At 56.9% G+C, this 25,065-nt stretch carries 25 protein-coding genes, 1 tRNA gene and 3 pseudogenes; 13 read left to right on the top strand and 16 right to left on the bottom strand.

Features of this window, described 5'->3' with window-relative positions; genetic code table 11:
- Positions 1–45 precede the first annotated feature (45 nt).
- Positions 46–921, top strand: a complete 876-nt coding sequence (locus ACP7E4_RS01220; RefSeq protein ID WP_426110887.1) for a LysR family transcriptional regulator — start codon at positions 46–48, stop codon at positions 919–921.
- A 134-nt stretch (positions 922–1,055) separates the two neighbouring features.
- Here ACP7E4_RS01220 and ACP7E4_RS01215 read toward each other — a convergent pair whose 3' ends face one another.
- From ACP7E4_RS01215 to ACP7E4_RS01205, 3 genes are read right to left on the bottom strand one after another with little or no spacing between them, the layout of a single operon-like run.
- Positions 1,056–1,670, bottom strand: coding sequence for a LysE family translocator (locus tag ACP7E4_RS01215; RefSeq protein WP_426110885.1), 615 nt, complete (start codon positions 1,668–1,670; stop codon positions 1,056–1,058).
- Positions 1,671–1,728: 58 nt separating this feature from the next.
- Positions 1,729–1,917, bottom strand: a complete 189-nt coding sequence (locus ACP7E4_RS01210; protein WP_426110883.1) for an SDR family NAD(P)-dependent oxidoreductase — start codon at positions 1,915–1,917, stop codon at positions 1,729–1,731.
- 27 nt (positions 1,918–1,944) lie between these two features.
- Complete coding sequence (locus ACP7E4_RS01205; RefSeq protein ID WP_426110881.1) at positions 1,945–3,162, bottom strand: MFS transporter; 1,218 nt, start codon at positions 3,160–3,162, stop codon at positions 1,945–1,947.
- A gap of 200 nt (positions 3,163–3,362) precedes the next feature.
- Here ACP7E4_RS01205 and ACP7E4_RS01200 point away from each other — a divergent pair, with 200 nt between their 5' ends.
- The gene (locus ACP7E4_RS01200) at positions 3,363–3,821 is read left to right on the top strand and encodes a winged helix-turn-helix transcriptional regulator (RefSeq protein ID WP_426110879.1); all 459 of its coding nucleotides are present in this window, start codon (positions 3,363–3,365) and stop codon (positions 3,819–3,821) included.
- Positions 3,822–4,723: 902 nt separating this feature from the next.
- On the opposite strand, the gene ACP7E4_RS01195 is transcribed toward ACP7E4_RS01200, so the two are convergent.
- Both ACP7E4_RS01195 and galE read right to left on the bottom strand, forming a co-directional pair.
- Complete coding sequence (locus tag ACP7E4_RS01195; RefSeq protein ID WP_426110877.1) at positions 4,724–5,065, bottom strand: helix-turn-helix domain-containing protein; 342 nt, start codon at positions 5,063–5,065, stop codon at positions 4,724–4,726.
- Positions 5,066–5,250: 185 nt separating this feature from the next.
- Positions 5,251–6,279, bottom strand: a complete 1,029-nt coding sequence (galE, locus tag ACP7E4_RS01190) for a UDP-glucose 4-epimerase GalE (RefSeq protein ID WP_426110875.1) — start codon at positions 6,277–6,279, stop codon at positions 5,251–5,253.
- 288 nt (positions 6,280–6,567) lie between these two features.
- Here galE and ACP7E4_RS01185 point away from each other — a divergent pair, with 288 nt between their 5' ends.
- Genes ACP7E4_RS01185 through ACP7E4_RS01175 form a run of 3 tightly spaced genes read left to right on the top strand, consistent with a single transcriptional unit; the run spans position 6,568 to position 10,089 of the window.
- Entirely contained in the window at positions 6,568–7,743 is a 1,176-nt protein-coding gene (locus ACP7E4_RS01185; RefSeq protein ID WP_426110873.1) for a glycosyltransferase family 1 protein, read from the top strand.
- The gene (glf, locus tag ACP7E4_RS01180) at positions 7,731–8,912 is read left to right on the top strand and encodes a UDP-galactopyranose mutase (protein WP_426110872.1); all 1,182 of its coding nucleotides are present in this window, start codon (positions 7,731–7,733) and stop codon (positions 8,910–8,912) included. The genes ACP7E4_RS01185 and glf overlap by 13 nt, the downstream gene beginning before the upstream one ends.
- Before the next feature lie 25 nt (positions 8,913–8,937).
- Positions 8,938–10,089 carry a beta-glucosidase gene (locus ACP7E4_RS01175; protein ID WP_426110871.1) on the top strand — a complete coding sequence of 384 codons (1,152 nt, stop codon included), beginning with the start codon at positions 8,938–8,940 and terminating at the stop codon, positions 10,087–10,089.
- A 171-nt stretch (positions 10,090–10,260) separates the two neighbouring features.
- Here the strand turns inward: ACP7E4_RS01175 and ACP7E4_RS01170 are convergent, their stop codons facing one another.
- The gene (locus ACP7E4_RS01170) at positions 10,261–10,509 is read right to left on the bottom strand and encodes a hypothetical protein (protein WP_426110870.1); all 249 of its coding nucleotides are present in this window, start codon (positions 10,507–10,509) and stop codon (positions 10,261–10,263) included.
- A gap of 114 nt (positions 10,510–10,623) precedes the next feature.
- Between ACP7E4_RS01170 and ACP7E4_RS01165 the strand changes: the two are divergent.
- Positions 10,624–10,947 (top strand): annotated as a pseudogene (locus ACP7E4_RS01165) (IS5/IS1182 family transposase); the annotation flags it as partial.
- A gap of 97 nt (positions 10,948–11,044) precedes the next feature.
- Here the strand turns inward: ACP7E4_RS01165 and ACP7E4_RS01160 are convergent.
- On the bottom strand, positions 11,045–11,491 hold the full coding sequence (locus ACP7E4_RS01160; protein ID WP_426110868.1) for a MarR family winged helix-turn-helix transcriptional regulator: 447 nt from the start codon (positions 11,489–11,491) through the stop codon (positions 11,045–11,047).
- A 54-nt stretch (positions 11,492–11,545) separates the two neighbouring features.
- On the opposite strand from ACP7E4_RS01160, the gene ACP7E4_RS01155 reads away from it, so the two are divergent.
- Entirely contained in the window at positions 11,546–11,914 is a 369-nt protein-coding gene (locus ACP7E4_RS01155) for a VOC family protein (protein WP_426110866.1), read from the top strand.
- A 315-nt stretch (positions 11,915–12,229) separates the two neighbouring features.
- Here ACP7E4_RS01155 and ACP7E4_RS01150 read toward each other — a convergent pair whose 3' ends face one another.
- The 8 genes and pseudogenes from ACP7E4_RS01150 to ACP7E4_RS01115 all read right to left on the bottom strand — a co-directional run bounded on the left by ACP7E4_RS01150 (position 12,230) and on the right by ACP7E4_RS01115 (position 18,216).
- A complete protein-coding gene (locus ACP7E4_RS01150; protein WP_426110864.1) occupies positions 12,230–12,958 on the bottom strand; it encodes an amino acid ABC transporter ATP-binding protein in 729 nt (242 codons plus the stop codon).
- On the bottom strand, positions 12,955–13,641 hold the full coding sequence (locus ACP7E4_RS01145) for an amino acid ABC transporter permease (RefSeq protein WP_426110862.1): 687 nt from the start codon (positions 13,639–13,641) through the stop codon (positions 12,955–12,957). The genes ACP7E4_RS01150 and ACP7E4_RS01145 overlap by 4 nt, the downstream gene beginning before the upstream one ends.
- A gap of 3 nt (positions 13,642–13,644) precedes the next feature.
- Positions 13,645–14,373 carry an amino acid ABC transporter permease gene (locus ACP7E4_RS01140; protein WP_426110860.1) on the bottom strand — a complete coding sequence of 243 codons (729 nt, stop codon included), beginning with the start codon at positions 14,371–14,373 and terminating at the stop codon, positions 13,645–13,647.
- A 98-nt stretch (positions 14,374–14,471) separates the two neighbouring features.
- Entirely contained in the window at positions 14,472–15,371 is a 900-nt protein-coding gene (locus ACP7E4_RS01135) for a transporter substrate-binding domain-containing protein (RefSeq protein WP_426110859.1), read from the bottom strand.
- A 52-nt stretch (positions 15,372–15,423) separates the two neighbouring features.
- Positions 15,424–16,626, bottom strand: coding sequence for a pyridoxal phosphate-dependent aminotransferase (locus ACP7E4_RS01130; protein ID WP_426110857.1), 1,203 nt, complete (start codon positions 16,624–16,626; stop codon positions 15,424–15,426).
- 559 nt (positions 16,627–17,185) lie between these two features.
- Positions 17,186–17,676, bottom strand: a pseudogene (locus ACP7E4_RS01125) (transposase); the annotation flags it as partial.
- 56 nt (positions 17,677–17,732) lie between these two features.
- Positions 17,733–17,819, bottom strand: a pseudogene (locus ACP7E4_RS01120) (hypothetical protein); the annotation flags it as partial.
- 103 nt (positions 17,820–17,922) lie between these two features.
- Positions 17,923–18,216, bottom strand: a complete 294-nt coding sequence (locus tag ACP7E4_RS01115) for a helix-turn-helix domain-containing protein (protein WP_426110855.1) — start codon at positions 18,214–18,216, stop codon at positions 17,923–17,925.
- Here ACP7E4_RS01115 and ACP7E4_RS01110 point away from each other — a divergent pair.
- Complete coding sequence (locus ACP7E4_RS01110; RefSeq protein ID WP_426110853.1) at positions 18,215–18,979, top strand: SDR family oxidoreductase; 765 nt, start codon at positions 18,215–18,217, stop codon at positions 18,977–18,979. The genes ACP7E4_RS01115 and ACP7E4_RS01110 overlap by 2 nt on opposite strands.
- Before the next feature lie 416 nt (positions 18,980–19,395).
- On the opposite strand, the gene ACP7E4_RS01105 is transcribed toward ACP7E4_RS01110, so the two are convergent.
- A tRNA-Asn gene (locus ACP7E4_RS01105) sits at positions 19,396–19,471 on the bottom strand.
- Positions 19,472–19,633: 162 nt separating this feature from the next.
- On the opposite strand from ACP7E4_RS01105, the gene ACP7E4_RS01100 reads away from it, so the two are divergent.
- The 5 genes from ACP7E4_RS01100 to ACP7E4_RS01080 all read left to right on the top strand — a co-directional run bounded on the left by ACP7E4_RS01100 (position 19,634) and on the right by ACP7E4_RS01080 (position 25,006).
- Complete coding sequence (locus ACP7E4_RS01100; protein ID WP_426110851.1) at positions 19,634–21,259, top strand: NADP-dependent glyceraldehyde-3-phosphate dehydrogenase; 1,626 nt, start codon at positions 19,634–19,636, stop codon at positions 21,257–21,259.
- A gap of 129 nt (positions 21,260–21,388) precedes the next feature.
- The gene (locus tag ACP7E4_RS01095) at positions 21,389–21,976 is read left to right on the top strand and encodes a biliverdin-producing heme oxygenase (RefSeq protein WP_426110849.1); all 588 of its coding nucleotides are present in this window, start codon (positions 21,389–21,391) and stop codon (positions 21,974–21,976) included.
- A 211-nt stretch (positions 21,977–22,187) separates the two neighbouring features.
- Entirely contained in the window at positions 22,188–23,072 is an 885-nt protein-coding gene (locus tag ACP7E4_RS01090) for a DMT family transporter (RefSeq protein ID WP_341520039.1), read from the top strand.
- Positions 23,073–23,230: 158 nt separating this feature from the next.
- Entirely contained in the window at positions 23,231–23,464 is a 234-nt protein-coding gene (locus ACP7E4_RS01085) for a hypothetical protein (RefSeq protein ID WP_331152643.1), read from the top strand.
- A gap of 111 nt (positions 23,465–23,575) precedes the next feature.
- Positions 23,576–25,006: an NAD-dependent succinate-semialdehyde dehydrogenase gene (locus tag ACP7E4_RS01080; RefSeq protein ID WP_426110847.1), complete on the top strand. Its 1,431-nt coding sequence runs from the start codon at positions 23,576–23,578 to the stop codon at positions 25,004–25,006.
- The last annotated feature ends 59 nt before the right edge of the window (positions 25,007–25,065 follow it).

The raw sequence follows: 25,065 nt of genomic DNA, 5'->3' as shown, positions 1-25,065 counted from the left end.
CAAAGGTCACAAGATACAGACACCTCGTTTCAAATATGGAACACCATGAGCCTGAACGCGCTGATCGATTTCATTCTCGTCGCCACCCATTCGGGGTTGGGAAAGGCAAGCCGTGCGAGCGGTATTTCCAAAGCCACCTTGTCGCGCCGAATCGCCGATCTTGAAGAACAACTGGGAGTAAGGCTGGTTGAGCGAAGCGCGCGTGGTCTGAAGCTCACCGACGCTGGTGAGGCGCTGATGTCTCGCACTGAAGGCCCGCTGAGTGAAGTGACCGAAGCCTTGACGGCAGCACGAGAAGGCGTTTCAACGCCTCGCGGACGTTTGCGAGTCGCTGCCCCGATTCTGTTCTCGCAGCTCGCGATGGGGCGTATTGGCGCCGAGTTCTGTGCGGCCTATCCGGAAGTCTTGATTGAGGTCGTGGCGGAAGATCGCATGGTCGACCTTGTCGAGGAACAATTTGACGTCGCCATTCGAATTAATCCAAGCCCGGATAGCAGCCTGGTCGGACGGTGCTTCGCCAAGGACCGGCTGATAGTTGTGGCGGCGCCTGAAATACCCAGGCCGATGCCCGGCGCGATCAGAGCCGTTCCGGGCATCGTGACCTCAACGTTCCAGCCTACCCATTGGAGTCTCGATGGCGGGCAGTTGGTCCTGGAGCCGATCCCGAAAATGCGGTTCTCTTCATTGCTAATGGTCCGCGATGCGGCCATAGCCGGTGGCGGTGCAGCCCTCATTCCTCAGTCCATTGCATGGGACCAGCTTGCCCGTGGTGATTTGGTTCAGTGGGGCACGGTGTCAGGTGTTGAGCCAGCGCTTTGGGTCTTACATACGTCCAGGCGGCTTGCGGCTCCGAAGGTTCGCGCATTCGTCGACTTTATGTGTGGTAAATACCCAGACATGTCTCTTGTTCTGAGGGGATAGAACTCTTCGCTCCTGACTAATGCGCCCTCTATATTGGGTTGTAGCAGCCACCGGCGAACGTCCGCTTGTGGCGATGAATCCTCAGGACCATAGCAAGGACTTTCGATCTCGATAGATACTCTGTCGTAGGATTGCTAAACCAGCTGGCGGATCCCCAGAGACAAAATCAAACCGCCACACAGTCGATCAATTGCTTTTTTCATCCCTTGATACCCGGCAGCGATCTTAGGTTGGGAAAGAGCGATTGCGACCATTCCATACCAGGTCATTGAAACCACCACTACAACTGCCAGCATCGACAAAAACGTGCCCGGCGAAACGTGGGCGGGGGCTGCGGCTGAAAAGACAGCGGCATAGAAGGCCATGGACTTGGGGTTGCCAATGTTAGTAATCACCCCCTGAATGAAAGACTGCCTGTAACTTCCGGCGACGGCATCATTTAGCGGGCCAATCGCATTCTTCCCCGCGTTGATCAGCAGCCGGAATCCGAACCACATCAGGTAGGCAGCCCCCAGAACCTTCACAACAAGCGCAGTCCAGGGGAACGCAGCAAATACAATCCCGAGACCTGCAATTGCACAGGTGGACCAGAACAAGTTGACCAGTACGATACCCGCTACCAAGGCCAGAACTTCTGACCGTGTAGCAGCCACCGCTTTATGGACCACTGCGACAAAATTTGGCCCAGGGATAACGACACCGGCGAGGTAAACCCAAAAAACTGTCAAAACGGCGGAGCCATCGATCATGTGCTTCCTCGCGAGTCCTGTGGACGGTGATCGTCACGGAAATGAGATGTTCTAAGAGCTAGGTCGCTTGTGACCTCCACGTCCAATGTATCGCAGCCTTCGTTGCGTTGTAGGTCGGCGAGGGCGCATACGGGACGTACGCAAGTCCCGAGGATACGTTGACAATCACAGCACCCTGCCGGGTTTTCAGGTGGTCTATGAAAGCGTTGATAACGCGGATGGGGCCGAGGAAGTTGATGGCAATCATGGTCTCGGCGTTGGCAATGTCGGGTTTTCATAGCGATTTTCGTTGTAGATCCGATGATAAATGCGACGTCAGAATCCACAAAAGCAGAGCAGTAGTGCTGATGAACCCGCCCAGCAGGCTTACCGCAAACCATCCCCAGAGTTCATATACCTGCGTCGCGGCTACGGCGCCAAGCGCGCTACCGATCGAGTAAAAGCACATGTAGGCGCCGACCATGCGGCTATGGGCGTCAGGTCGAGCGGCAAAGATCATGCTTTGGCTGCTGACATGTACGGCTTGCACCGCGAAGTCGAGCAGGATTACCCCGCAGACCAATGCGAGCAGGGACGTCTCTGCAAAAGTTATCGGCAACCATGACAGCGTTAGCAGACCCAGCGAGAGCCCCGTCACTTTTTGTCCGTGCCCTTGATCGGCCCAGCGTCCGGCTCTTCTGGCAGCAAGCGCTCCGGCGACACCGGCCAAGCCGAACATGCCAATGGCAGTGTGCGACAGCGATAGAGGCGGGGCGCTCAATGGCAACACCATCGAAGTCCATAACACGGAAAAAGCGGCAAAGATCAGTAAGGCCAGCACGCCGCGGATCCGCAAAACCGGGTCGGTGATGAAGAGTTTGAAGAGCGACTGGATGAGCCCGAGGTAGGACTCCAGTTGAGGCGGCGGCGGTGTAGCAGGAACCACCTTCCACAGTACCGCCGCAATGGTGAGCATGAGTCCCGAAGAAAGAAAATAGACAGCCCGCCAGCCAGCTAGATCTGCGACCAGTCCGGAGGTGAATCGAGCCAGAAGAACCCCCATAACGATTCCGCTGGTTAACGTGCCCACGACCCGCCCGCGTTGCGATGGAGTTGCAAGCACAGCGGCATAGGCCACCAGCACCTGAACGACCACCGCCATCAAGCCAACCACGATCATCGCTCCCAGTAGGACCAGCCATTGCTGTGCTGCGCCAACTGCAGCCAGAGCAATCGCGGACAGCAAAACTTGAATCAGCACCAGCCGTTTACGGTTGATCAAATCGCCAAGCGGTACGATAAAAAGCAAGCCAAGCGCATAACCCACTTGAGTGGCTGTCACCACGATTCCGGTCATCCCTGATGTAATACCCAGGCTATCGGCCATCGAGTCAAGCAAAGGCTGGGCGAAGTAAACGTTGGCAACGGCCAGGGCACACGTGACAGAAAACAGCAGCGTGAGCGAAGGGGAAAGGCCCGGCAACCGGTCGGCGCGGCTTTCTGTCGCAGCCATATGCGGCGATCCCGAGCACGATGGGGATGAGCACTCAGCCGGTGAATGAGTATCTGCTGTCATGCGTACTTCCATGGAGTAAGCTGGTTTCAATTAACTACCGGGTTGGATTGTTGTTCGATCCGGTTTTAAATTGCAACCAGTTTTCGCCTGATCAATAGGCAGATCTGGCAAATCAACATTCCGTGAGGGGAAAAAAGATGATCGAAGACGCCTCACCGCAAAGCGGTGAATGTCCGGTGGCAAGAACACTGGAGGCAATTGGTGATCGCTGGTCGCTGATGATCATCCGCGACGCATTTGACGATATCCGCCGATTCAGCGATTTTCAAAAGAGTCTGGGCGTCGCCAAAAATATTCTGGCATCGAGGCTCAAAACGCTGGTTGCGGTCGGGGTGTTCGACATTCAGCCAGCATCTGATGGCAGCGCCTACAAGGAGTACGTGCTTACGGAAAAAGGACGGGAGATATTTCCGGTGGTGGTCAGCATGAGACAGTGGGGTGAACGTTTCCTGTTCGAACCGCAAGAGACGCGCTCCGTGCTGCTGGACAACGCAACCGGGCAACCGCTGATGGCGATCGTTGTTCGCTCATCCTGCGGTCAAGAACTTAAGCCGTCAGACTGCCACAGAGTAGGGCGCGTGGCCGACGGGTCGTAAATCGACAGTAGTCTGATTTACATGGGATGACTCTGGGGGAGTTCCCCGCCCGATACCTGCCGCTGCGCTCTCTGGCGACGATAAGCAGCTCGTCCAGGTGTATGTCCTGGGCAAACTGAAAACTGCTAGCAGCCAAGCGCATGCTCGACCCGAGGCACCGCTAAAGGGGTAGTCACGCTGCAGTGCTTATAACGTCGCTTATGTGAAATCGGCCCCCCCGCTGCGCTGCGTGTTCGAGAAACTTGACGCAGGCGAAGTGAACGACTAGGCGCATAGGTTACCGAGCCGTGCTTGGTACTTTCCAAAAAGCCCAGCAACGTCCATCCGTCTTCAATCGCCTCGTTCGCGGCCCTGACGCCTGTTGCTTCTTTCAGTTGGGAAACTTCGTTCAACTCCATGAGTAGCCTCTCCTCGCACTGTCGAATAACGGCCCATCGGACCGCATAGGCCTAGATCGCGACGGTTCCGTTCAGCCCCGTCCTCAGCTTTGATGCACAGGCAGATGATCAAAAGGTCTATCCACCATGTCGATGGCTTGAGCTCCCTGGCACTGGCTACACACAACAAAATCACCAATTCGAGTTCCAACGCCCGGACCATCCTGTCTGTTGCTCGCTGAGGTCGCTGCTCCCTGTCAGTGCCACGCACCGTTGAAAAAACGTTTTATGCTCGATGTCACACCTCCGTATGAGACCTTGATGACGCTCAACTATTCATCACTGACAATAGTAGGTCAGCCATACGGCGACACATGACCGCTCGGCAAAAAAATAGCCATACGTTTTCTATACGGCGTTGTGCGAATGTGCTTTGCGCGGATCAAGTGCGACGAGTAACTGGACATCAGTCGCGCCACTACGGCCAACCATACCGCGGCTATTGATAGCAGGGTCACGCCGAATCTAAACAGGCTCACTGTCTACCCTCTCGCGCAACGCCGCCATCGAGAGAATGAGTTGTTCCAGCGCTCGCTGATCGGTATCAGGCAACCGCCGAAACGCCTTTAAGACTTGCTGCTCATTCTCAGCTAACTGCGTTTCATGCAGAGGGCTGCGCTCGCCCGTCAGGATAAACGGGACATCCCAATCCGCAGCGTACAGCCTGACCAGATAATCCGCCCGCGGCATCCGCCGGTTATGTTCATAGCAGGCTTGGGCATTAGGTTGCACTCCCACCACCTCCGACACCCCACGAAGGGTCAAATGGCGCGCTTCACGCTCCAGCCTTAATCGTTCACCTATCATCATTACTCCTTCTCTGAAAGGCTCGCTCTCAGCGGAATTCGCTCCACTTCCTTCCAGGCTAAATTAAACGTCAGCGCTAATAGCACTTCAGCGCGTCTTTCGGGGCGAAGTTTCACCCGCAATCTCGAGGAGCAAACGGATTGTCGGTAGAGCGTAGTTGCGGATTGGCATCTGCACTTTTTCTATCAAATGGCCAGCGAATCAACCTCGTAACCCCGCGGATTCTGACAGTGCCAGCGCCAAGCGTCCCTCAGCATTTCGTTGAGATCTCGAATGGCGCGCCAACCCAACTGACGCTCTGCCTTGCTCGGATTGGCCCAGCACTGAGCAATGTCGCCGCCACGCCGCGCGCTGTAATTGATCGCGATGCTTACCCCGGAAATACGCTCAAATGCGCGCACCACCTCAAGCACCGAATAACCGCATCCTGTGCCCAGGTTCCACACATGCACACCGATCTTGCGTTGTAAATAATCCAGAGCCTTGAGGTGCCCCTCGGCCAGGTCCATCACATGGATGTAATCGCGCACCCCAGTGCCATCGGGAGTGGGGTAGTCATCACCGAAAACATTCAGCGCCGCCCGTTCACCGGTGGCCACCTGCAGGATATAGGGGAGCAGGTTATTTGGCGTGTTGGAGGGCGCCTCACCGAGGCTTCCGCTGCGGTGGGCGCCAATCGGGTTGAAGTAACGCAACAGGCCTACTGACCAGCGGTCATCGGATAGGGCGATGCTGGTCATGACATTCTCTGCCATGAGTTTCGAATGACCGTAAGGATTCGTTGGCTGTCCCGGCACACTAGCTTCGTCGATCGGCATCTGCGCGCAATCGCCGTAGACGGTGGCCGAAGAGCTGAACAGCAAAGTGTGCACGCCTGCGCTCGCCATTGCCTGGCATAGCGTCACGCTGCCACTGACGTTGGTTTCAAAATAACGTAATGGCTCTCGGACACTCTCGCCAACGGCTTTCAGTCCCGCACAATGCACAACGGCGTCAATTGGATAATCATCGAAAATGCGATCAAGCAGAGCGCGATTGCGCACGTCGCCCTTGATGAAGCCCGGTCGCGCTCCCGCCAGGGCGGCGACCCGTTCAATGGCGAGCCTAGAGCTATTGCACAAGTTGTCCAGTATCAAAACGGCGTCGCCCTTGCGCAGGAGTTCCACGCACACATGGGCCCCAATGTAGCCAGCACCTCCGGTGACCAAAATCATGACCTCACCCTCATCCCTAGGCGAGCAAAGTTGCGTCGCTTAGAGTTATGGGGCCGCGCGTGGCGAGTAGTTCAGAGAATTAACCCGATAGGTATGTGCCCTTCATCGGCTTGCTGGCAAACACGTTTGAACGCTGACAATACGCCGTATCTCCAAAACCATAGAAGCGCGCAGAACGTGACATCGGATCACCGGGGTCGCTCTTCGACCGCAAGAGTTGTCGTGGAAGCCAGGTTGCTACTGCGCTTCAGATTCTGTTTGGTAACGTATACCTAAAAAGGAAAGATTATGAATCTTGTAGAGCAACCTGACGCGCAGTTGACTCCCACATCCCTGGCACCAGATCCACATCTCGGTCAGTCCTTGCGTCCTGTTCTTTTATGTCTATCGCACCTGCGCTGGGGCTTTGTTTATCAACGCCCTCAACACGTGATGTCGCGCCTGGCCAAAGATTACGACGTGCTGTTTTTCGAGGAGCCGATTCACGACGCCGGCGACAAGCATTGGCTGGAACAGACACAACCTTCCAACAGTGTCACCGTGCTCGTGCCGCATATTCCGTGCGGGCTCACCCCCGAGCAGATCACCGCCGCACAGCGACAGTTGCTCGACGACTATCTGTCGGTCCACGCTCCGTCGCAATTACTGCTGTGGTATCTCACCCCCATGAGCCTGGATTTCACCTCGCACCTCAAAGGCCAAGTGACGATTTTCGACTGTATGGATGAGTTGTCAGCCTTCAAGGGCGCACCTGCGGAACTGGTGGAAAAAGAACGTCAGCTGATGAGTCGGGCGGACGTGGTATTTACAGGTGGTTACAGCCTCTGGGAGGCGAAGCGCAAGCTCCACGCCAATGCGCATGCTGTTCCCAGCAGCGTCGACCTTAACCATTTCGGTACCGCACGCCAGTCCTTGCCGGCGCCAGCCGATCAAGCCAACATTACCCATCCGCGGCTCGGATTTTTTGGGGTTATCGATGAGCGATTCGACATCGCGCTGGTAAGCGAACTCGCGCTTCAACGTCCGCAATGGCAGATCGTGTTAATTGGCCCGGTGGTGAAAATCGATCCAGCCCTCCTGCCACGCTCCCCCAATATTCATTACCTCGGCAGCAAGGATTACATGCAGTTGCCGGCATATCTGGCCGGCTGGGATGTGGCTCTGATGCCGTTTGCGCTCAACGAGTCAACGCGTTTCATCAGCCCGACCAAAACCCCCGAATACCTCGCGGGCGGTTGTCCTGTGGTGTCCACGGCCGTTGCTGATGTGGTGCGAGTTTATGGCGACAGCGGCGTGGTAAAAGTCGCCGGGACTGTAGATGAATTCATCAGCGCCATCGAGAGCATTCTGACTGACGAACAAGATTCAATGGGGTTCATTCAGCGCATCGATGCTGTGCTCGACGGCATGTCCTGGGACAAGACATGCGCGGTAATGAAGGAGCAAATCGAATGCCTCAGATAACATTGGAATCCGCAATCACCGGCTCAGCCTCAGTTCGATACGATTACCTGATCGTCGGCGCCGGATTTGCGGGTAGCGTGCTCGCAGAACGCTTGGCCGCCGAGCTCGGTAAACGAGTCCTGCTGATCGATCGTCGCGAGCACATCGGCGGCAATGCCTACGACCATTTCAACGAAGCGGGCATCATGGTCCATCGTTATGGGCCGCATATTTTCCACACCAATGCCGAGCGCATTGTGCAGTACTTATCGGCGTTCACCGAGTGGAGGCCCTACGAGCATCGGGTACTGGCGCAGGTCGCCGAGCATCTGGTTCCGATTCCGATCAACCTGACTACGTTGAATAGCTTGTACGGTTTGAACATGACTGAGCAGCAGGCTGCAGAGTTTCTCGCCAACCGTGCACAACCGGTGGAAACCATTCGTACCTCGGAAGATGTGGTGGTCAATCAAGTCGGCCGGGAGCTCTACGAGATGTTTTTCCGTGGCTACACGCGAAAACAATGGGGGCTGGACCCGTCCGAACTCGACAGATCCGTCACCTCTCGCGTACCCACCCGCACCAACAGCGACGACCGTTATTTCGGCGACACCTATCAGATGATGCCGCTCGATGGCTACACGCGAATGTTCGAGCGCATGCTCGAACACCCGAGCATCGACATCCTGTTAGACACCGAGTTCATTGCGGTGCGTGAGCGAGTCAGCTACTGCCATCTCGTGTATAGCGGTCCAATCGATGAGTATTACGATTACTGCTTCGGCAAGCTGCCGTATCGGTCTTTGAAGTTCCAGCACGAGACACTGGCCCAGTCGCAGTTTCAACCGGTGTCGGTGGTCAACTATCCCGACGAAACAGTGCCCTATACACGCATCACCGAATACAAACACCTGACCGGGCAAACGCATCCGTTAACCAGCATCAGCTACGAGTTCCCTTGCGCGGACGGCGACCCCTACTACCCAGTGCCGCGCGCGGAAAATACCGAGCTGTACAAACGCTACAAAGCACTCGCCGACCGCACGCCGAACGTTACTTTTCTCGGTCGGTTGGGGACGTACAAGTACTACAACATGGATCAGGTAGTGGGCCAGGCCTTGGCGCTTTATCAACGCATTGCCGAAGTGACGGCCAGCGCGAAGGTAGTCGCCTGCGGAGTTGAGTCATGATTGCCGGCGGACCGGTCCAGGCGTCATGAGCTCTCCTGGCCTGTTCAACAGCTTTCTGTTAGCCGGTTACGAATGCTCGTCGCATCGGCGCAATGACGGTCGACGGCTTGATCTGTGTGCCAGCACTGGCCACGCCCGTTGGGTGGACAGTGATTATCGGCAACTGGTGACTGCAAACATTCGTACGATCCGCGATGGCTTGCGTTGGCACCTGATCGAGACGCGCGCGGGGCATTACGACTGGAGCTCTTTTTTGCCGATGCTGCGCGCCGCCCGCGAGTGCAATCTGCAAGTGATCTGGGACTTGTGCCATTACGGTTATCCCGACGATCTGGATATCTGGCGACCGGCGTTTGTTGAGCGTTTCGCGAAATTCTGTGCGGCAGTCGCGCGGCTTATGAGGGAGGAGGGGATTGATGCCCCATTCTATTCACCGCTCAACGAAATTTCGTTCTGGAGTTGGGCCGGCGGCTCCGTCGGGTATTTCAATCCGTCGGCGCACGGGCGGGGGCTGGAACTCAAGCATCAACTGGTCCGCGCGAGCATTGCGGCCATCGAAGCCATCCGGGAGCAGGCGCCGGCTGCGCGGTTTGTGCAGTGCGAGCCGCTGATCAATGTCATCGCCGGTTCTCACCGTGTAGATCAGATCAACGCTGCCGAGGATTATCGGCAGTCGCAGTTCGACGCCTGGGAATTACTGACTGGGAGACAGTGGCCGGGGTTGGGCGGCCAGGAGTCTTATCTGGACATCGTCGGCGTCAATTACTACCCGTATAACCAGTGGTTTCTCAACGGAGCGAAGATCCTTCGCGGCTCACCTCAGTACCGACCGCTGGCGGGGATGCTCGCCGAAGTGCATCAACGCTACAGGCGACCCATGTTTCTTTCTGAAACCGGCGCCGAGGGCGAAGATCGCGTTCCATGGCTGGCGTATATCTGTAAGCAGGTCGAAGTGGCGATGCGCCGCGGCGTGCCGGTCGAGGGCATTTGCTGGTACCCGATCCTCGACTATCCCGGTTGGGACGACGACCGATACTGTCCCGCCGGCCTGTTCGGTTTCGCCGATGGCGAAGGGCAGCGCGCCCCGTATCATCCCCTCGGCCTGGCGATGCAGGAACTGAAGCAATCGTTCACTCATCTCCGTGCGGTTATTGGTCAAGGCACCGATGGAACATAAAGAGGAACACCCGAACAGTCCTTACTGGACCAACTGATAGCGTTGCTCTGGGGCTAGCGATTGCAACCAACACGTGACTAACCAAGCTTGAAATTTTACGGCTATTGATGGCTATCGACGGCAACACAGCCTGAGGATGCTAGGGCGTAAAGCCCTAGCAGGCAGCAGATGTCACTTTTTCTTTTTCGCCGGCTTTTCTGCCTTCTCTGATTTCTTAACCTTTTCCGGTTTGCTATCAGCTTTTTTTGCAGATTTTTTTGATTCGGCATCTTTTTTCTTGTCTTTCTTTTCGGAAGATTTCGAAAGAGCCGAGTCCGCAGCTGATTTCTTTGCGGGTGATGACTTTTTGTCCTTCAATTCCTTGCTGGCTTTCGAAGCTTCACCTTTGCTTTTCTTCTCGTCTTTAGCCACGTTGACCACCTCTCGAAGTTTGCCGGTATTGGCAAATTGCCTGTGGGATTATCCACACGCTGATCATTAGGCGAGCGCGTCCGATAGCGGTTCAAATTTTTTTGATGCGTCGAGATAGGTGGGGTGGCGGCGATGGATTCGGCGGATCGGGCAACGCCCGAAGTGGCCGAGGCCAAGGCCAAGCGACTGAAAGAAAAAATCGAAACGCTGAAACAGCAGATGCAGAAACTCAAGGAAATCGAGGCGCAGCTCCACGAAAGTCCAGATCAGCAGATCTCCCTCACAGACCCAGATGCACGCTCAATGGCCACGAGCGGCCGAGGCACCGAAACGGTTGGGTACAACGTACAAACAGCTGTCGACGACAAACACCACCTGATCATTGCCCCTGAGGTGACCAACGTCGGTAATAATCGTGGGCAACTGAGCAATATGGCAACCCTCGCGACTCTCAGTTTTCGAGGTATTTAATGCGTTTTACACAGCCTGGACCCAAAGCAGACATTCAACGATGGCAGGTTCCCAGCTATCAGACATTGGACGATTAATCGTCCAACGCAGCGGCACAACGTTTAAGCAACTCGCATAGAAGCCTGGCCTCTTCTGCTGACAGCATGGAGAGCATCTGCCGTTCCACTGCGTCAGCAGCTTTCGCTCCATCGGTGGCGGCCTTCTGACCTGCTTTCGTCAGATCGGTCATGATGACGCGTCCATGCTTCGGGTGCGGGCTACGCACAATCAGTCCTCCACGTTCGAGATTGACGAGAATCCCCTGCATGGTCTGCGGCGTCACGAAGGCCGCACGAGCCAACTCGGCATTCGAGATTTGCGGATTGCCAGCAACGGCAAGTAGGACTGCGTTCTGAGGCGCCGTTATGCCGATCTGCGCGAGCTCGGCATCCAGCCGCTGCCTCAGTCGATGTTGTGCGATTTTCAGGTTGTAGCCAATCCAGTCGACTCCGCTTCGAGGTGCGAGCTTCGGCGTTGACATGTCAGGATCCTTATAATATTGTCAGGTCCCTTATATTGATTGATCGGAGCTAATATGACAACTCCACTCGGGCCGGACTTCATCGCCTTGCAAGTGCGTAACCTCGCTGCATCCCGCAAGTTTTACATGGAGGTTTTTGGTTTCGAGGTTTCGGCGCACTGTCCTCCCGGAGCAGCCATTTTTCAGACCGAGCCAATCCCGTTGGCGCTGCGAGAGCCACTGCATGCACTTCCGGAAGTGGGACCTCTCGGTGTAGGCATGGTGCTATGGATCGCGTGTCCCGACGCTGATGCACTGCACACCCTCATTATTCAGCGAGGCGGCATGATCCTCAGCCCGCTCGCCGATGGACCTTTCGGTCGTTTCTTTGCTGCCAGTGATCCTGATGGCTATGCGATCACTTTTCATACGGCACGGAGCTGACTCCATTCATGCTCTAAAAGTTGGTAGTCTGCCCATTGGGGCAATCGCGGAAGCCTCAGGTGCATAGTTGGCATCGAGCTCTGGAATGAGTACCGCAGCAGGAGTTTCAAAAAGGGCGACGGCAAAGGTGCGTGTCGTGGTAGCGGGATCAAACAGCTCAGGCTGGCTGACCAGTCACTTGAGCCGCTCGAATACATGCAGCAGCTCCTGTTCCAGAGCCTCTGCGCGAGGGGGCGGCACAACACTCAGCCGTTTGCCGCTGGGACGAATATGCCAATTCCAGGCCCTCCCCAGTAGACCGACCGATGTCCGAACTCAGTGTTGCAGGATCTTGGACAGGAAGCTGCGAGCACGTTCGGAGCGTGGGGCGCCGAAGAATTCCTCGGATTTCACGTCTTCAATGATTTCGCCGCCGTCCATGAACACAATGCGGTCGGCTACTTTACGGGCGAAGCCCATCTCATGGGTGACGCACATCATGGTCATGCCTTCGCCTGCCAGCTCTACCATCACATCCAGCACTTCATTGACCATTTCCGGGTCCAGTGCCGAGGTGGGCTCATCGAACAACATGGCGATCGGGTCCATGGCGAGGGCGCGGGCAATGGCGACCCGTTGCTGTTGGCCACCGGACAGCTGAATAGGGTACTTGTGCGCATGTGCCTTAAGGCCCACGCGCTCCAGCAGCGCCATGCCCTTGCTGGTGGCGGTGGTGAGGTCGCGCTTGAGCACCTTGATTTGCGCCAGGTTGAGGTTCTCCACGATAGTCAGGTGCGGGAACAGCTCGAAGTGCTGGAAGACCATGCCCACTCGCGCGCGGAGTTTCGGCAGGTCGACGCCGCGGCCGGTGACCGGTTGGCCGTCAATGAAGATCTCGCCTTCCTGCACCGGCTCTAAACCGTTCACGCACTTGATCAGGGTACTTTTGCCCGAGCCGGACGGCCCGCACACGACCATCACCTCACCGCGTGAAAGCTGGGTAGTGCAGTTTTTCAAGACCTGGAAATCACCGTACCATTTGCTCAGGTTTTTCATCTGGATCATGCAGTTCTCTCCGTGCTTCTTTTCAGGCGTTTACTCAGCCGGGACAGCAGGTAGCAGATCACCAAATACACCAGTGCCACGAACAGGTACAACTCCACCAGGCGTCCGTCGCGCTGGGCGAATTTGCTGGCCGCACCGGTAAAGTCGGCAATCGATAGCACATACACCAGCGAGGTGTCCTGAAACAGGATGATGGTTTGGGTCAGCAGCAACGGCAGCATGCGCCGCAGCGCCTGCGGCAGTATCACGTAGAGCATCGCTTGCGCCGGGCGCAGGCCCAGAGCCTGGGCTGCCTGCTTCTGACCGCCGGAAATACTTTGGATACCGCCGCGGATGATTTCGCTGTAGTACGCAGCCTCAAACATGCAGAAAGTCACGAAGGCGGTGACCACCGGACCTATCTGCACCGGGCGTTCGGTGTGGAAGGCCATCTGCAGCAGCAGCGGCATCAAAAAGTAGAACCAGAAGATCACTAGTACCAGCGGAATACTGCGCATGACCGTGACGTAGCCCAGAGCGAAGCCACGCATCACGCGGTTGCCCGACAAGCGCATCAATGCCAGCAGGGTGCCGGCAACGATGCCCACCGACATCGCCACAAGCGTCAGCAATAAGGTGAACTTCAGGCCGGTCCACAGCGCCGGCATGGCCCGCACAATGACACTGGGGTCTAGATCGAACATGACTTACCTCGTCGCGCCGCGAACGGCCAGGGAGCTTTCGATACGACCCATGACAAACGTCATCAGCAGCGAAATGGCCACGTAAATCACCGTCGCCGCCGTAAAGGCTTCGAAGGTATTGAATGAATATTCGCTGACGTTGCGCGCCTGCGCGGTCAACTCCATCAGGCCAATGGTCAGCGCTACCGAAGAGTTTTTCAGGGTGTTGAGTGCCTCGGAAGTCAACGGCGGGAACACCACGCGGATTGCCTGCGGCAGCAGCACATTCAGGTACATCTGCGTGGGCCGCAAACCCAGGGCCAGGGCCGCGCCGCGCTGGCCATAGGCGACCGACTCGATGCCGGCCTTGAACAGCTCGGAAAGCTTGGCCGAGGTGAACAGGGTCAGCGCCACCACGGCACTGAAAAAAGACGGGTAGGGCAGGTCTTGCTTGAGGTAGTCGCCCCAGGAAATGGGCAACAGTTCAGGTACCACGAAGAAGCAGATGAACATCTGTACCAGCAAGGGGATATTGCGAAATACCTCGGTGTACAGATTGCCCAGCCATACCAGCGGGCGCACCGTGCTGGTACGTAGGGTACCGACCAGGCCGCCGATCAGAAATGCCAGGATAAACGCGGCGAGGGTGGTCGCCAGGGTCCAGCTGGTGCCGGTGACCAACCATTGCAAATACGAAGCTGACTCTCCGGGAGCAAAATCCCAGAACACGCTCCAGTTCCAGTTGTAATCCATGCCAACACCAACGTTCAGGGAGAAGCACTGCATGCGGCCAGGCGCACAACGGCGCGGCGCAGGTGCGCCGCGTCACTGCCTGGCGTGAAGGTGGCGGGTCAGACGCCGGTGTCGTTCGGGTTGGCGATGGCCTGCTTCAACGCATCGCTCATCGGCAGGTTGATCGTCGCGTTTCTCGGCGGGATCGGCTGCTGGAACCATTTAGGGTACTGGGTCTCGATCACGCCGGTGCTGTACAGAGTGCGCAGCACATCGTCGGCGAAGGTCTTGAACTGCGGGTCGTTCTTGCGAATGCCGATGGCGTAGGGTTCGGCTGACATCGCTTCAGGCAGCAAGGAGTAGGCGTCCGGACTGCGGCTTTGGGCGATGGTTGCCATCAACTGCACGTCGTCGTTGATATAGGCCACGGCACGGCCGGTTTCCAGCATCAGGAAGGCTTCGCCGCCATCTTTGGCGTTGAGGATTTTCAGGTCCAGCTGTTTCTCGCGGTCAAGGTTCTTGGTGATCCACTCGCCGCTGCCACCGGTGATCACTACTACCGACTTGCCTTTCAGATCGGCCACGCTGTTGATGCCAGCGGTTTTCTTGACGGCGTATTTGGCGCTGGCGATGTAGCTGGTCAGCAAAAAGCCGATCTGCTTCTGGCGCTCGACGGTGTTGGTGGTAACGCCGCACTCCATGTCGATAGTGCCGTTGATCAGCAACGGGGTACGGGTGGCCGCAACCACCGATACGTACTCGGTCTTGAGGTTGGGCTCACCGATCTTGACCTTGATCTGGTCGACGATTTTCTGGCATAGCTCGATGCTGTAGCCGATAGGCTGCTGGGCGTCGTTCAGATACGAGAATGGCAGCGACGCATCGCGGTAGCCAAGCGTGACAGTGCCCAGTTCCTTGATTTTTTTCAGTGTACCGGTCAGGTCGTCAGCTTGCGCAGCGCTTGCACCCAGGCAAACGGCGACAACCAAGGCAAGCAGCTGTTTCTTTTGATCGAGCATGGGGATCTCCGATGTTGTTATGGCAGCTTTGGCACAACGAAAAGCGAAAGCTTCAGCGCAAGGCTGAAAGCGCTTCGCGAATGGCAACGACAGCTTTGGTTATCTGTTCGCGTGAGGTGGCAAATGACAGTCGAAAGTAACCTGGCATGCCAAACGCTACGCCCGGTACTACGGCAACACCGGCGTGGTCGAGTAGGTAGGCCGACAGCGCCACGTCGTCGTTGAGCAGCTGGCCCTGCGCGGTAGTGCGGCCGAACAACTGGCTACATTCAGGGAATGCGTAGAACGCACCGGCTGGCGCGCTCAGGCGCAGGCCCGGGCATTGGCTCAGGCCGTCTACCAGCAGCTTGCCGCGCTGGGCGTATTCTTTGGCGCTGCTGCTGACGAAATCCTGTGGACCTTCGAGGGCGGCGCGGGAGGCTTCCTGGCTGATGGCGCTTGCGCCAGAAGTGCTTTGTGACTGGATCTTGCTGATGGCGGCGATCAGTTCCTTGGGACCTGCGCCGTAGCCGATGCGCCAGCCGGTCATGGCGTAAGCCTTGGCCACGCCGTTGATCAGCAGGGTGCGCTCACGCAGTTGCGGGCAGGCGTTGGCAAACGAAACGAAAGGCTGGTCGGCGAGCAGCACGTGCTCGTAGATTTCATCGGACATCACCAGCACATTGGGGAAATCTTCCAGCACCTTGCCAAGCGCCTGCAGCTCAGCTTCAGAGTAAATCGCGCCGCTGGGGTTGGACGGTGAGTTGAGAATCAGCCAGCGGGTCTTGTCGCTCAGCGCACCTTGCAGTGCCTGCGCCGTGAGCTTGAAGCCGGCATCGATGCCGCAGGGAATGATCCGCACCACGCCGCCGCTCAAGGTGACGATATCGGAGTAGGACACCCAGTAGGGCGCTGGAATAACCACCTCGTCGCCAGGTTCCAGGGTCGCAACGAACGTGTTGTAGATCACCTGCTTGGCGCCGTTGCCGACGGTGATTTCATCAACGCCATAGGTGAGGCCATTTTCGCGCTGAAACTTGCCGACGATGGCCTGGCGCAAGGCCAGGGTGCCTTGCGGTGCGGTATAGCGCGTGTGTCCATCGAGCATCGCTCGGTGCGCGGCCTCGATGATATGGCTGGGGGTATCGAAGTCGGGTTCGCCCAGACTCATATCAACAATGTCGCGGCCCTCGCTGGACAGCTGCTTGGCGCGCATGGAGATGGCCATGCTGGGAGACGAGGAAATTTGGCGGACGCGCTTGCTTTCAAAATTCATGAAAAACTGCCTTCCTTATAGTCGTGCGCCAGGGCCATTAAGACATCCTGTCGTCCTAGTTGTATGACGTAGTATGACATGGGCAAAACGCCATCTGCAATCGTCAAAATGCGTAAAATTCAACACGTTGAAAAGGGTATTGCGAAGCAGTATGCAGGCAATTTGGCGGGGGGTGGCTTGGGCTCATCCCGCTGCAAGCGGTCGACTGAAACACGGCGAATAACATTCCCAAGTACTGAATTCACGGACCGCGAGCATCGCAAGCGCTGCACCCCCATTCGATTTTCTGAATTTGCTTGGATCGTGGTAAGCCCGCGCCCCTGTGCGTTTGAGCGTGGCATTCGGCCTACTTTGGATAGATCGCCGCCGATCATGAGTGACCGCCTCTGGCCCAGAGTGTGTAAAAAACGCGCGGGTGTACTGTCGGTGCGTAGCGCCGACGGTTTTTAGCTGAGTAGCTGCTCGCGGTAAGCCCTATGGGTTGTCACTATTGTCATGGAGGCTTCAGCGAGGCTTCAAGCATGCGAGGTAGGCAACGAAGCCAACCCTTTCAGGCCGACAACACCTTCATTTGCACTTTCAGCTTGGCGATTTTCTCTTCCAGCACCGTCTTGGCTTCAGAGGATGTGGGATCTTGCCGATCCGCAGTATCGAGTGCCGCCAGGTAACGGTTGATGCTCGATTCGATTTCTTCCATGCCCACCTCAGCTTGGCGCTGGTGAAGTTACGGTCGCGGTTGTTGACGGCTTTAAACTTGCTGCCATCAATGGCGACCAGATTCTCACCGAATAATCCCAGCTGCTGACACAGCACTACGAACTGGCGACAGACGCCTCGGATAGCCTTGCTGTTGTCTTTTCGGAAGCTGGCGATGGTCTTGAAATCCGGCATCAAACGCCCCGCCAAACACATCAGCTCAGCGTTGCGTTGAGCTCTCGCTCCAGGCGTCGGCTCGACTGGATGCGGTTGAGATAGCCATAGCCATAGCAGGACTTCAGGGTGGTAAGCAGGCCGGCCAGTGTCAGCAGGAACAGCACCGTCGAAACCCAAATTGCTACATCGATGCCTTGCGCAACGATGTCCACAAACTGATCGCCCAAGCGCAGGTCGATGGCGAGCTTGGGGTAGCGCTCGCGAAACCTGGGAATCGCTGGCGCCAATATGTTCAGCCAGATAGGCGGCGGCGCGGTCACTTTCAAGGTGCCGGAGGGCTCAGCGCGCGAGGCCACTGCGGCCTGCTCGATGTCCTCTACTTCGCGCAGAATTCGTAGCGCCCGTTCGTAAAAATCCCGGCCTTCAGGTCGGGATCAACGAGCGGGTGGTGCGGCTGAATAAACACGGCTCGAAATGTTGCTCCAGGCGTTGCACGCTTTTGCTGATAGCGGACGGCGACGCAGATAAATCACGGGCTGCAGCGGTGTAGCTGCCTAAAGAAGCAGCGCGGGCAAAGGCAATAAGACCGGTAAGGCGGTCTAACTCAATTTGTTCCGTAATGGCACTAGTGAAGCGACCTATAGCCTGATTATCAATGTTGACTCGAATCTTTAGTCTTTGTCCAACGCCATTCAGGCAGTCAAGGAGATCGATCATGAGCCATTCCACCACCATCCAAACCGCATTTACCCAACAGCTACCCGCTCATCTGGAAGGCCGCACGGTGGTGATTTTCGGCGGCACATCCGGCATCGGTTTAGCCGCCGCGATTCAAGCCAAAGCCGCCGGAGCATCGGTGATCGTGATCGGTTCCAATGCCGAGCGCGCCGAGCAAGCGGCGACGGAACACGGGCTTGCCGGCTGGCGCGCCGCTGATGTCACCAACGGCGATGCCGTCTACGCCGCCTTGGCGGACATCCCTTACGTGGATCATCTGGTTCTACTCGCCGGTACATTTGTGGCGGGCAAAGTGCTGGACGCTGAAATCGACTACCTGCGTCGAGCGTTCGAAGAGCGTATATGGGCTTCGTTGCACGCCATCCGCGCGTTGGGAAATCGGTTGTCCAAGGACGGCTCGATCGTCTTTATCTCTGGTTGTTTGGCCGATCGGCCCAACGCGTATGGCACCGCCGTGATCGCTGCAGCATCGGCGGCAATGGAAGCGCTGGCACGTGGTCTCTCCCTGGAGCTGGCGCCTATCCGTGTGAACACCCTGTCCCCAGGCCCGATTGACACCCCCATCTTTAGCAAAGCCCTGGGCGAGGGGCGCGATGCGTACGTGAGCGCATGGGAGCAAGTGCTACCGTTGCATCGCATCGGTACCGCCGCTGAAGCAGGCGCCGCTACGGTTTTCCTGATGACCAACACCTTTATGAACGGCGCCACGCTAAACATCGACGGCGGCGCTAGGCTGGTCTGAGTGACCTGCCTCGCACTGAGTTCATTTCAGGAACAACGCCATGACTGCGCTGGATGCGTTGCGGTTTAGGATTGCTTGCGACCAGAACCGGCCTGTTTTCTCCATCACGGCTAAAGCCCTCCTACGTGGGATCGTAGTTCCTTTGGTAGGGGCTTTAGCCGCGATTTTTTTGAGGGCAGCAGAAGGTCCGCTTTTGGCCCAGTTGACCACTACACGGCAAGCTGAGTCGGAGAGTGGAGCAGTGGTGCGCGACATAAGGGTACTCCCTATTATCTAACTGACCTTTATCCCAAACTCCACCCTTAAAGCGGCTGGTACCCACCGGAATCCGACGGAACGCCAAAACGAAAAAACCCGCCAGAAGGCGGGTTTTTTGGGGATTCAGAGATTTTGAAAGCCTTCTCTGGAACCTTGTCTGGCTCCACGACCTGGACTCGAACCAGGGACCCAGTGATTAACAGTCACTTGCTCTACCAACTGAGCTATCGCGGAATGAGCGCTATGTTACTGATTGGATTGGAGAAGTCAAGCAAGCCCGTGAAATATTTTCGGTTGCCGACGGACTGTCTTTGCAGGGGGTTCGTTCGAAGCGGGGGTTTGGCGTAAGGTGGCAAGAAGGCGTTTTATTGCCAATCTCACGAGAGGTGTGAAGAAGTGACTTTTAGCAGCCAACTTGAAACGTTATTTCCTGCGCTGGACGACATTCCGCAACAGTATCGTCCAGGCGAGGCCATCGAGCAGCGCGAATACCTGGTCGGTGGGGCTTTGCATGTGTGGCCGGGGCCGTTGGCGCCGGTGCGCAGCCCGATCTGCCTGACGGCTCCGGAAGGCATCCGCTCGGTGATTCTCGGCAGTACGCCATTGATGGACGCCGCAACTGCGATGACAGCGTTGGACGCTGCCGTTCAGGCTTATGACCGGGGGCAGGGTAGCTGGCCGACGATGCGGGTCGTGGATCGAATCCGTCACGTTGAGGCCTTCCTCAAGCGCATGCGAGAGCAGCGTGAAGCCGTGGTCAAGTTGTTGATGTGGGAGATCGGCAAGAATCTCAAGGATTCGGAAAAGGAGTTCGATCGAACGTGCGACTACATCACCGACACCATCAACGCATTGAAAGAGCTGGACCGGCGTTCGAGCCGTTTTGAACTTGAGCAGGATACGCTGGGCCAGATCCGGCGCGTGCCGTTGGGGGTAACCCTGTGCATGGGCCCTTACAACTACCCGCTGAATGAGACGTTCACGACGTTGATCCCTGCATTGATCATGGGTAACACCGTGGTTTTCAAACCAGCGAAGTTTGGTGTGTTGCTGATTCGCCCGCTGCTTGAAGCGTTCCGTGACAGCTTTCCAGCAGGTGTGATCAATGTGATCTACGGCAGTGGACGCGAAACCGTCAGTGCCTTGATGGCCAGTGGCAAGATCGACGTCTTCGCGTTTATCGGCACCAACAAGGCTGCCAGTGACCTGAAAAAGCTGCATCCCAAGCCTCATCGTCTGCGCGCTGCGCTGGGTCTGGACGCGAAGAATCCGGGCATCGTTTTGCCGGATGTCGATCTGGACAATGCAGTCAGCGAGTGTGTTACCGGTTCTTTGTCATTCAACGGACAGCGCTGTACCGCATTGAAGATTCTATTTGTTCACGAAAACGTGGTTGACAGTTTTCTGCAGAAGTTCACGGACAAGCTCGCCCAGCTGAAACCCGGGATGCCATGGGAACCAGGCGTGTCACTCACACCTTTGCCCGAGCCGGGGAAAACCGAATACCTCAAGGGGCTGGTTGATGATGCGCTGGAAAAAGGCGCGCACGTAGTAAATCCAGGCGGTGGCGAAATCCGCGAAACGTTTTTTTACCCCGCGCTGTTGTATCCGGTAAATGCTCAGATGCGGGTTTATCACGAAGAGCAATTCGGGCCAGTGGTGCCTGTCGTGGTGTATAGCAATCTGGAAAAAGTGATCGACTACGTGCTGGATTCCGACTTCGGCCAGCAGTTGAGTATCTTCGGCACAGACTCGGCCCAGGTCGGTCGACTGGTCGATGCATTTGCCAATCAGGTTGGCCGTATCAATATCAACGCGCAGTGTCAGCGTGGCCCGGATCAGTTTCCTTTCAACGGCCGAAAAAACTCAGCGGAAGGAACGTTGTCTGTGCATGATGCCCTGCGGGTATTCTCGATTCGAACCCTTGTGGCTACCAAATTCCAGGAGGGGAACAAGGCGTTGATCAGCGATATCATAAGAAACCGAGAATCGAGTTTCTTGACCACTGATTACATTTTCTGAAAAGTAGTTCATGGTTATCGGCGTCGCGATTTGGCGCCGATTGCCATTGTTGAGCCTCTACTTACACTTTGCCGGACTTGAAAGACCTTGGTTGAAACCCACACTCAAACAGCGATGAGTCCTGGGAAGATGACTGTCTCTCTGGTTCATCAGAAACTGCGCGATGCCACCGCCGCGCCCCATCAATCCCTTGAGAAAAGACTGCCGTTTGTGTCTGCTGACCTCGACAGAGGTGTGTACCTGCGCCTGCTCGAAGCCTATTACGGCTTTTACTTTGCCCTTGAGCGACAACTCGACCAGGTTTCTGATCTTGATACGTCGAGTCTCATCGGCCGACATAAAGCTGCGGCACTGGCCCGGGATCTTGAAGTGCTGGGGCTCACTCAGGAGCAAATTGCTGCGCTTGCCAGATGCGATGAACTGCCGCCACTGAACAACAGGCTGCAAGCGCTGGGTGTCATGTATGTGATGGAAGGCGCCACGCTCGGCGGACAGGTATTGAGTCGGATCGTAAAGGCCAAGCTGTCGATTGATAGCGACAGTGGTGGTGCATTCCTTAATGTTTATGGCGCCGCCGCAGGGCAGATGTGGAGGCGTTTTCTTGCACTGCTTTCGGCCGTTGATGACCCTTTGCAGCGCGATCAGGTCGTCCGGTCTGCGCTTCTTACCTTTGGAAGTTTTGAGCGTTGGTTGGAACGCTCGAGGGTTTTACGTTAGTTGGCGAGGAGGCAGAAAACTTTGCCTGGCTGTGGACCTTCGCGTCGTTGCGGGACCGCTCGGTCATAAATATTCCTGAATTCACCGGCTTTGTTTGGATTAGGGCCGGCGCTTCTATATTCTTGCGCTATCCATCACTCAGGGACGGCGGGCACATTGCCGTATTGGCATCCAGTCAAGTGCCTGTTTTCTGCCTCGCCAAGGAAACTCGATGAGCACTGCCAGCACGCCCTTATCCGGCGTCAATCAGCCACTCAAGGGTATCGCCCTTATTGTTCTGGCGACTCTTCTCTTCTCTACGCATGACACGCTGTCCAAATACCTGTCGGGTTTCTATCCCATCGTCATGGTGGTCTGGGTGCGGTATGTCGTGCACACCTTGCTGATGGCCTGCATTTTCATGCCTTCGGCGGGCTTGCGGGTATTGCGAACCAAGCGGCTGAAACTGCAAGTGATGCGGGCGCTGTGTCTGTTGGGCACGAGCCTGTTTTTCACCACCGGCCTGATGTACATACCGCTGGCCGAAGCGACCGCCGTTAACTTTCTGGCCCCCTTGCTCATCACTGCGCTGTCGGTGCCATTGCTGGGCGAGCACGTGACGCGCAAGCAGTGGGCGGCTGTATTGGTCGGTTTTGCCGGGGTGCTGATCATCGTCCATCCCGGTGGCGAACTGTTTACCCCAGCCAGTCTGCTGCCACTGTGTTCGGCGTTGTGTTTCGCTTTCTATCAACTGTTGACCCGCATGGTCAGCGCCCATGACAGCCCGACGACCAGTAACTTCTTCGCCGGCCTGTTCAATACCCTTGTGATGTCGGCATTGGTGCCCGTTTTCTGGAAAACCCCAGAGCTCAAGCATCTACCGTTGATGCTGGCGCTGGGAACATGTGGCATGGTCGCGCACTTGCTGCTGACCCAGGCTTATCGCTTCGCAGCTCCGGCGATGCTTGCTCCGTTCAGCTACTGCCAGATTGTGTTCGCAGGCCTGCTGGGTTATCTGGTCTTCGATCATGCCCCATCGCTGACCGCGCAGTTCGGCATCACTGTCATTTGCCTTAGCGGCCTGGCAGCCGCCTGGCAGCAACGCAGAAAAGGCTGATTTGCTCAGCTTTGGCATCGGGGCGCAAACGCTGGCCCCTGATCTCTTCAGGCAGGTTTACCATGTGCTCACCTTTTTACCGCGTCGGTAACTCGGCAGGTTTGTCCTTGTTGCCCGACGCGGTCTTCTGCATTTTTTTGCACGTCAGGAATTAAGACATGAGCATTGACCAGATATCCCTTCCAAAAGGCGCAGGCCCGCACGCTGAAAAACTGTTTGAAGCCATCACTCAGGCGGGCACGGTCAGCGAGCTGAATCGCGCGGGTGGCAAGGCTGAGGGCTTCGTGCTCGGGCTGGAGACAGCCAAGGCGATCAAAAGCCAGATCGCCGAGCGGCTCTATGTGGTTTTCGATGACGCCGCAACCCAGCGTGAAACCGAGCTCACGGCCTGAGAAACGACGCTATCCAAGGGAGCTTTTCGGGCCGAAGGATATTCAGGCTTGACCAATACGCGCAGGTACCCCTAAATTCGTTCATCACTTGAATGCGATCGGAGAATCTCTATGTATCCTGATGTTCAGCTTTTCATCGACGGCCAGTGGCGCGCCAGCCGCGATGGTCGAACCTTGCCAGTCATCGATCCTGCCACCGGTGAAACGCTGGGGACCGTAGCCCATGCCGACATCGCCGACCTCGATGAAGCGCTGGCCGCTGCCGAGCGCGGTTTTGCGCTGTGGCGCCGGACTTCGGCCTTCGATCGCTACAAAATCATGCAAAAGGCTGCGCACTTGCTGCGTGAGCGCGTCGAGACGATCGCCCGAATCCTGACTCAGGAACAAGGCAAGCCGCTGGCAGAGGCGCGCACTGAAACGCTGGCGGCAGCCGATGTGGTCGAATGGCTCGCTGAGGAAGGTCGTCGCAGTTACGGGCGTATCGTTCCGTCGCGAGGCGCAGGCATCGAACAGAAAGTCATCAAGGAACCCGTAGGTCCCGTTGCTGCCTTTACGCCGTGGAACTTCCCGATCAATCAGATCGTGCGCAAGCTGTCGTCGGCATTGGCTGCCGGCTGCTCGATCATCATCAAGGCCCCCGAAGAGACCCCGGCTTCACCCGCCGAGTTGATTCGTGCCTTCGCCGATGCCGGTGTCCCGGCAGGTGTGATTGGTCTGGTTTATGGCGATCCCGCGCAGATTTCCGGCTATTTGATTCCACATCCAGTGATCCGTAAAGTCACGTTCACTGGCTCGACGCCAGTAGGCAAGCAACTGGCGGCCCTGGCCGGTCAGCACATGAAGCGCGCGACGATGGAGTTGGGCGGGCACGCACCGGCACTGGTTTTCGACGACGCCGATATCGATCTGGCGGCCCGTGTGCTGACCATGTCCAAGTTCCGTAACGCCGGTCAGGTCTGTGTTTCCCCAACTCGGATTCTGGTGCAGCGCGGTGTGTTCGACGCTTTCACCGAGAAGTTCGTTGGCCTGACCCGGGAAATCAAGGTCGGCAACGGACTTGATGCCACCACTACGATGGGGCCGGTGGCCAATGAGCGACGCATCCCGGCCTTGGCGGCATTGGTGGATGATGCGCGTGAAGCCGGCGCGACCGTACACACGGGTGGGCAGGCCATCGAAGGTCCGGGTTATTTCTTCGCGCCGACTGTGCTCAGCGGCCTGACGCGCGATATGCGCATCATGAACGAAGAACCTTTCGGCCCTGTTGCATTGCTAGTGCCTTTCGACACGCTGGAAGAGGCCTTGGAAGAGTCCAATCGGGTGCCTTTCGGGCTCGCGTCGTATGCGTTCACCACATCGATGAAAACGGCCAATGCGTTGAGTACCTATATCGAGGCGGGCATGCTGTCGATTAACCATTTGGGCATCGGCCTTCCAGAGATTCCATTTGGCGGGATCAAGGACTCAGGTTATGGCTCCGAAGGCGGCACCGAAGCCATCGAGGCGTACCTCAATGTCAAGCTGGTGACTCAGTACAACTGATATGATACCGCCCCTACCGGGTTCGACTCGGCCGCGAAACCTTCACGGGTCTCGCGGCC

The sequence above is a fragment of the Pseudomonas sp. DSP3-2-3 genome (assembly GCF_049898225.1).
Classification (GTDB): Bacteria; Pseudomonadota; Gammaproteobacteria; order Pseudomonadales; family Pseudomonadaceae; genus Aquipseudomonas.
The sequence above is the reverse complement of the archived record's forward strand: the minus strand, read 5'-3'. Positions and strand labels throughout refer to the sequence as shown.

What these genes read in the sequence shown, in the direction of transcription:
- ACP7E4_RS01220 (WP_426110887.1), top strand. Translation starts at nt 46, where the DNA reads ATGAGCCTGAACGCGCTGATCGATTTCATTCTCGTCGCCACCCATTCG.
- ACP7E4_RS01215 (WP_426110885.1), bottom strand. Translation starts at nt 1,670, where the DNA reads ATGATCGATGGCTCCGCCGTTTTGACAGTTTTTTGGGTTTACCTCGCC.
- ACP7E4_RS01210 (WP_426110883.1), bottom strand. Translation starts at nt 1,917, where the DNA reads ATGATTGCCATCAACTTCCTCGGCCCCATCCGCGTTATCAACGCTTTC.
- ACP7E4_RS01205 (WP_426110881.1), bottom strand. Translation starts at nt 3,162, where the DNA reads ATGGCTGCGACAGAAAGCCGCGCCGACCGGTTGCCGGGCCTTTCCCCT.
- ACP7E4_RS01200 (WP_426110879.1), top strand. Translation starts at nt 3,363, where the DNA reads ATGATCGAAGACGCCTCACCGCAAAGCGGTGAATGTCCGGTGGCAAGA.
- ACP7E4_RS01195 (WP_426110877.1), bottom strand. Translation starts at nt 5,065, where the DNA reads ATGATAGGTGAACGATTAAGGCTGGAGCGTGAAGCGCGCCATTTGACC.
- galE (WP_426110875.1), bottom strand. Translation starts at nt 6,279, where the DNA reads ATGATTTTGGTCACCGGAGGTGCTGGCTACATTGGGGCCCATGTGTGC.
- ACP7E4_RS01185 (WP_426110873.1), top strand. Translation starts at nt 6,568, where the DNA reads ATGAATCTTGTAGAGCAACCTGACGCGCAGTTGACTCCCACATCCCTG.
- glf (WP_426110872.1), top strand. Translation starts at nt 7,731, where the DNA reads ATGCCTCAGATAACATTGGAATCCGCAATCACCGGCTCAGCCTCAGTT.
- ACP7E4_RS01175 (WP_426110871.1), top strand. Translation starts at nt 8,938, where the DNA reads ATGAGCTCTCCTGGCCTGTTCAACAGCTTTCTGTTAGCCGGTTACGAA.
- ACP7E4_RS01160 (WP_426110868.1), bottom strand. Translation starts at nt 11,491, where the DNA reads ATGTCAACGCCGAAGCTCGCACCTCGAAGCGGAGTCGACTGGATTGGC.
- ACP7E4_RS01155 (WP_426110866.1), top strand. Translation starts at nt 11,546, where the DNA reads ATGACAACTCCACTCGGGCCGGACTTCATCGCCTTGCAAGTGCGTAAC.
- ACP7E4_RS01150 (WP_426110864.1), bottom strand. Translation starts at nt 12,958, where the DNA reads ATGATCCAGATGAAAAACCTGAGCAAATGGTACGGTGATTTCCAGGTC.
- ACP7E4_RS01145 (WP_426110862.1), bottom strand. Translation starts at nt 13,641, where the DNA reads ATGTTCGATCTAGACCCCAGTGTCATTGTGCGGGCCATGCCGGCGCTG.
- ACP7E4_RS01140 (WP_426110860.1), bottom strand. Translation starts at nt 14,373, where the DNA reads ATGGATTACAACTGGAACTGGAGCGTGTTCTGGGATTTTGCTCCCGGA.
- ACP7E4_RS01135 (WP_426110859.1), bottom strand. Translation starts at nt 15,371, where the DNA reads ATGCTCGATCAAAAGAAACAGCTGCTTGCCTTGGTTGTCGCCGTTTGC.
- ACP7E4_RS01130 (WP_426110857.1), bottom strand. Translation starts at nt 16,626, where the DNA reads ATGAATTTTGAAAGCAAGCGCGTCCGCCAAATTTCCTCGTCTCCCAGC.
- ACP7E4_RS01110 (WP_426110853.1), top strand. Translation starts at nt 18,215, where the DNA reads ATGAGCCATTCCACCACCATCCAAACCGCATTTACCCAACAGCTACCC.
- ACP7E4_RS01115 (WP_426110855.1), bottom strand. Translation starts at nt 18,216, where the DNA reads ATGATCGATCTCCTTGACTGCCTGAATGGCGTTGGACAAAGACTAAAG.
- ACP7E4_RS01095 (WP_426110849.1), top strand. Translation starts at nt 21,389, where the DNA reads ATGACTGTCTCTCTGGTTCATCAGAAACTGCGCGATGCCACCGCCGCG.
- ACP7E4_RS01090 (WP_341520039.1), top strand. Translation starts at nt 22,188, where the DNA reads ATGAGCACTGCCAGCACGCCCTTATCCGGCGTCAATCAGCCACTCAAG.
- ACP7E4_RS01085 (WP_331152643.1), top strand. Translation starts at nt 23,231, where the DNA reads ATGAGCATTGACCAGATATCCCTTCCAAAAGGCGCAGGCCCGCACGCT.
- ACP7E4_RS01080 (WP_426110847.1), top strand. Translation starts at nt 23,576, where the DNA reads ATGTATCCTGATGTTCAGCTTTTCATCGACGGCCAGTGGCGCGCCAGC.